3 protein-coding genes are annotated in these 5,748 nt (G+C 46.1%); all 3 read left to right on the forward strand.

What is annotated here, in order from left to right; genetic code table 11:
* Window positions 1-187 precede the first annotated feature (187 nt).
* The 3 genes from AB1797_12760 (at window position 188) to AB1797_12770 (ending at window position 5,234) form a co-directional block, all read left to right on the forward strand.
* Complete coding sequence (locus AB1797_12760; protein ID MEW5768463.1) at window positions 188-727, forward strand: DUF2148 domain-containing protein; 540 nt, start codon at window positions 188-190, stop codon at window positions 725-727.
* Window positions 724-3,954 (forward strand): fused MFS/spermidine synthase, encoded by a 3,231-nt coding sequence (locus AB1797_12765; GenBank protein ID MEW5768464.1) that lies wholly within the window; start codon window positions 724-726, stop codon window positions 3,952-3,954. The genes AB1797_12760 and AB1797_12765 overlap by 4 nt, the downstream gene beginning before the upstream one ends.
* Before the next feature lie 710 nt (window positions 3,955-4,664).
* Complete coding sequence (locus AB1797_12770; protein MEW5768465.1) at window positions 4,665-5,234, forward strand: hypothetical protein; 570 nt, start codon at window positions 4,665-4,667, stop codon at window positions 5,232-5,234.
* Window positions 5,235-5,748 lie beyond the last annotated feature (514 nt).

Genomic DNA, 5,748 nt, shown 5'->3' on the forward strand with positions numbered 1-5,748 from the left:
CCTCCCATCAAGGGAGGGGAAGCTTTTATGCCAACGCTGTCGTCGGTACAAAAGGAGATGAAACTTAACCCATAGCGCTATAATCTGTAATGAGCTTACTTTTTTAACTTGATTTTGAGTAGATACATAGTTACTGAAGAACTTAATCCGCAATCCGAAATCCGCAATCGATAGGAGGTGGTAAAAGATGATTATTAGCAGTAAAGAAGCTGAGGGAAAAGCCCTGGTGACCGTAGCTGAATTGATGTGCGCGGCGGCCCGAACTGCTCCTAAAACGCAGGAGATAGATAACGTGGTGGCGGCTATTGTGGGCCAGGAGAGCAAAGACAGGCTAGTAACCGAGATGAGGACTATTGCGCGGCAAGAGAGAAAACAGAACTTTGAAAGAGATGCGGCTTGCTTAGAGAAGGTTCTTCTGGTGGTCCTGGTCGGGACAAAAATAGCCCCGACCGGACTTTCATGTGGACTCTGTGGTTACGAGAACTGTGAGGCTTGCTTGGAGAAGAATGGCATGTGTGTCTTTAATGCCAGTGATTTAGGCATTGCCCTTGGCTCGGCCGTCTCAGTGGCCGCTAATCATCGGGTTGATAACCGCATTATGTATTCTATCGGCATAGCCGCCGTAAGATTGAGACTTCTTGGCCGGGGTGAGGAAGTTAAGCTCGTTTACGGTATTCCGCTGAGTATTAGCGGCAAGGACCCTTTCTTTGATAGGGAAAGAAGTTGAGTGAATTAACCCCGGCCGTAAATAAAGAGACAAAAGCCAAGGACAAGGATCTTCGTGAAATCAGAGGGGGCCTATATATTTGCTTCTTCCTCTCTGGGGCCACCGGACTTATCTCCGAGATCGTCTGGACACAGGAGCTGACCCTTATCTTTGGCCGCACAGTTCCGGCCATAATTACGGTTCTTTCTGCCTTTATGGCCGGTCTGTCCCTGGGAAGTTTTTGGGGAGGTAGGGCCATCGATCGGGCGGAAGCGAAGGCCCTGAAAATGTATGCCTGGCTGGCTGGAAGCCTGGGCCTCTTTGCCCTCCTGATGCCCTCTCTTTTCTCGGCAGCTAACTACATATACACAGGCCGTCTGGCCGGACTTGCCTTTTATTCCCTCATTCTATCCCGTTTCCTAGTATCTTTTGGCCTCCTTCTTATCCCGACTACCTTAATGGGCGCCGCCTTACCGGTAATAAGCAGATTTTTTATCGGCAATCTGAGCGAGATGGGCCGTAAAGTTGGCTGTCTCTACGGCCTGAACACCCTGGGGGCAGCGCTGGGGTCCTTGGCGGCGGGCTTCATTATGCTCCAGCTCATTGGCCTGGCTGGGACTAACTATATGGCGGCGGTGATTAACCTGGGCATAGCCGGACTGGTGGTCTCCTTTAATTCCCGACTGGGGAAGTATAAAGAGCCCAGAACCCAGGATACAGCCCCCCTAAGCCGCCATTCCGGGTACCCACAAAGTGGGTGCGCCATCCGCCATTGGCTAATTTTGATCGGCCTTGGCCTATCAGGACTGGCCAGTATGGTCTATGCGGTTACCTGGACCAGAATCTTAAACCAGGTACTGGGAAGCTCTGTCTATGCCTTTAGCACCATGCTGACCATCTTCATCCTGGGTATGGCGGCCGGGAGCCTTCTCTTTGTCTGGCTATTTCGTCATCGCCAGGTCGGTCTTTCCCTTTTTGCCGCAGCCGAAGTAGGCATAGGACTATCTGCCCTCTTGAGTACTTGCACCTTTAACCAACTCCCCCAGGTTTTTTTAACGCTCTTCGGTCTGGCCGGTCATTCCTATTACAAGCTCCTGGCCGCTCAATTTTTCATCCCCTTTTTAGTTACGATCTTCCCGACCCTCCTTATGGGGGCTACCTTCCCTATCCTTAGCCAGGTTTATACCCCATCCATATCGAGCCTGGGTCGGTCCATCGGCACCCTGTATGCCGCCAATACCTTAGGGGCCATCCTGGGCTCCTTAGTCGGCGGATTTTTCATCATCCCTTTTTTAGGGACTCGGTCAGGAATACTTCTGGCGGCCGGGATCAATCTGGTGGTAGGGATAATAATCTTTATGGCTGATCAGGAGAGAAGGTGGGCAGCCAAAACTGTCAGGGTAGGGTTAACCGGCGGATTGGCCGCTTTATGCTTAATCTTTCTACCTGCTTACGATTACCACCTAGCCAGTAAGGGAGCGGCCCCTTATGCCGACAGACTCGCCCCATCTCCGGCGCTTAGTTTTAAGGAAATGGCTTATACGGCGCCCCTTCTTTACTTCAAGGAAGGCCTGAATTGCAATGTTTCAGTTCATCGCCATAAAAAGACGACCTCCCTCAGGATAAATGGTAAGACCAATGCCTCCAACGACCGTGACATGATTAGTCAACTCTTGCTCGGTTATCTACCTCTCTTTTTTCACCCCCATCCTGAAGATGTTTTAATTATAGGTCTGGGGAGCGGGGTTACGGTAGGGGCGGCCGCCGCTTATGAAGAAACAAGAAGGGTGGATTGTGTCGAGATAGAGAAGGCCGTAGTAGAGGCCGCTTCTTTCTTTTCACCTGAAAATCATCACTGCCTGGATAATCCCAAAGTGAAGATGATAATCGAAGACGGCCGGAGTTACCTCTGGCGAAGTAAGGATAAATATGATTGTATCATCACCACCCCTCCTAATCCTTGGATAGCCGGGGCAGCTTCCCTCTTTACCAGTGAATTCTACCGGTTAGTTAAATTCAGACTTAAGCCCGAGGGGATTATCTGTCAGCGGATTCAGGGTTATTCCCTTGCCCCCCGTGATCTTAAAATGGTCATCAGGACCCTTAAAAAGAATTTTCCCTACGTTACTATCTGGCAAGGAGGGGGCCACGATTACCTTTTACTGGGATCAAGTCAGAAACTTAAAATAGACTATTGGATCTTAAAGGAAAGAATGACCTCTAATCCGGTCGTCCTCCAGGATTTAAAGAGCCTAGAGTGCCACTCACCTCTTAGATTAGCCGGCCGCTTTATCTTGAAGGAAGAAGAGGTGGAAAACCTGGTTGGGGGGAGTGAATTATTGAATACCGATGATCTCCCCTTACTGGAGTTTTCCGCACCTGTATCTCTCTACTGGGAAACGGGTCAGCTTAATTACTTACTGCTTAAAGATCAAAAAATAGAGGGCGGGGGCAGCCTGTCTTTTCTGGGCCAGTTTGAATTAGCTACCGAGATACCGATTGAGTTTTATTACCAGCGAGGACGTTATAACTTAGAAAACGGCTTCCTGGAAGATGCCTGGAAAGATATCCAGGAGGGTCTAAAGATATATCCTCTTTCCGCCTCTCTTATTATCCTTAGAGGCAGATATTACCAAAGCCAGGGTTTGGTGCTTAAGGCCTTAACCGATTTTAAGGAGGCTTTAGAAATAAATCCGGACTTGGCTGAGGCCCATTACCGGCTGGCTCAAATCTATGAAGATCAGCAGCAATTGGATGAGGCCTGGAAGGAATATCAAATGGCTCATAGAATTGAACCGGCAGAGACAGAATACCGGCTATCTCTGGCCAGGATTCTGGAAAAGGAGGCAGATTATGAGCCGGCCATTGATCAGTATAATGACCTGCTAAGAGTAAAAGGAGATGAGGTGGAGAGTCTGGTGGGGATAGGCAGATGCTGCTACTACTTGGGCAAAATGGAGGCGGCTGAGAAATCTCTCAAGCGGGCTATTAAGGCAGGTCATTATGATGATTCGAGCTACTTTTGGTTAGGCAAGGTCTATCTGGAGACCAGGAGATTCAAAGAAGCGGCTAAGAGTTTCCAACAGGCCGTAAGATTGGCCCCTCATTCAGCCGAGCATCATTTAAATTTTGGGCTTAGTCTGGCTTATAGTGGAGAGTTCGGTCCGGCCAAAGCCGAGCTGAAAAAAACCCTCCTGCTTGATCCGGGGAATTTTGAGGCCTTTTATAACCTGGAGATGATACCGTAAGATCTTGGTAACTACTGCCTTGTCACGTTAGTATTTATGGGTAGATTCTCTTTAGTAGGGGCGAATAATTATTCGCCCCTACCTCCTCCTTTTGCAAGGACGATTCGCGAATCGCCCTTATACTGTAGGGGCACGTGGCAACGTGCCCCTACAATGAACTCTCATCATACCCTCATTTCTACTGAGATTAGCACCCTGATTTATTAGGGTATTACAGGATAAGATAACAATGATTAAGAAACCGCCTTGTTCTCTACCGATTCACGCCGATAAATCAGGGTGCTAATCTCATATTTAGTGAGTTTAGCCATCGGCTCCTTCAGGGTAAATGGGGTTAAGATTGTTATTTTCATGTTTATTGAGTTTAGCACCCTGATTTATCAGGGTGTTACAGAATAAGATAACATCTGGAATTATAACCGCTTTAGCGGTTTACGCTCCCACGGTATGACTCCACAGGTCGAAAAAACTTGAAGATCGAGTTATACGCCGAAGGCGTAAAGGAACTTAGCCGTAGATTCCAATCTACGAAATAATAATATTCTATAAAGTCAAGCTTTGACAGGGTATAGGAAAAATTTTAACTCATTGCTTATAATTCCTAACCGCACAGGTCGAAAAAAGTTATTGACAGGAAAGTGAAGATATACTATGATAAAAATGTTTCTTGAAAGAGATTTCTAAGCTTGGGTAGAGAGGAGACAAAAAAGATGAGGACATATGCCTTACCGCGGTCAGCATTTGATTTATTAATAGAGGCATTAGGACAAAGACAAAAGGCAGAGATATTTGCTAAGGCAATAGAATCAGCAATCGAGGCAATTGATGAGCAGGCAAAAGAGGTAATCGTAGAAAAAAAGAGCCAGATAAAAACTGAATTGCAAGATGAATTAAGAAAAGAACTGGTGACGAAAGACCTGTTTGAGGAAAGGTTTAATGTCGTAGATGAGCGATTTAAGACCCTTGAACATGAGATGAATGAAAGATTTAATGTCGTAGATGAAAGATTTAAGGCTCTTGAAAACAAGATGGAGGAAAGATTTAATGTCGTAGATGAAAGATTTAAGGCTCTTGAAAACAAGATGGAGGAAAGATTTAATGTCATAGATGAAAGATTTAAGACCCTTGAAAACAAGATGGAGGAAAGATTTAATGTTACAGATGAGAAGTTTAAGAGTTTTAATTTTAAGCTTAATATCTTTATCGCCATTGCCCTTATTTCTCTAACCTTTGCTAATCCTACCTTTGTGAAACTAATAGAAAAAATTTTTGGGTTTTAAGATAGTTAGGGCAAATTTTTCGACCCGTGCGGTTAGGTTGTAGACTGCTGACGCTGAAAGCGTCGAATTTTAAATAGCCGTAGATGTAATCTACGGAAATAAATCGCAACCGCAATATTCGACCCTGCAAGGGTCGAATATTATCCATCGCATAGAATTCAACCCTTTCAGGGTTGAGATGTTCGTAGCTGTTTCGCCTTCCGCAGGCTTCACCTGTGGTTATGTAAAATTCAAACCTTTCAGGTTTGAAGGGAATTGCTTGCGATACAGGTCGAAGATTTTCGGATAAAACAGAGTAGAAACAGATTTTATCCGAAAAATAATGGAATTAATTTATGCACCGAAGGTGCAGAGGAATTTAGCCGTAGGTTTCAACCTACGGAAGATTGGTAACTACTCAGCCATATGAGTTCAAAGAGGTATTTCAAGATGGGGAGTCGGAAATTGGAGTGTAGTAGCAAATTGGGGACAGAAGGGAAGTAAAGGCGTGGCATACTGCCTTGTAGGGGCACAG

This window comes from bacterium (assembly GCA_040753085.1).
Classification (GTDB): domain Bacteria; phylum UBA9089; class JASEGY01; order JASEGY01; family JASEGY01; genus JASEGY01.

Bases quoted from the DNA above. Each gene is read 5' to 3' on its own strand.
- AB1797_12760 (MEW5768463.1), top strand. From the start codon at position 188: ATGATTATTAGCAGTAAAGAAGCTGAGGGAAAAGCCCTGGTGACCGTA.
- AB1797_12770 (MEW5768465.1), top strand. From the start codon at position 4,665: ATGAGGACATATGCCTTACCGCGGTCAGCATTTGATTTATTAATAGAG.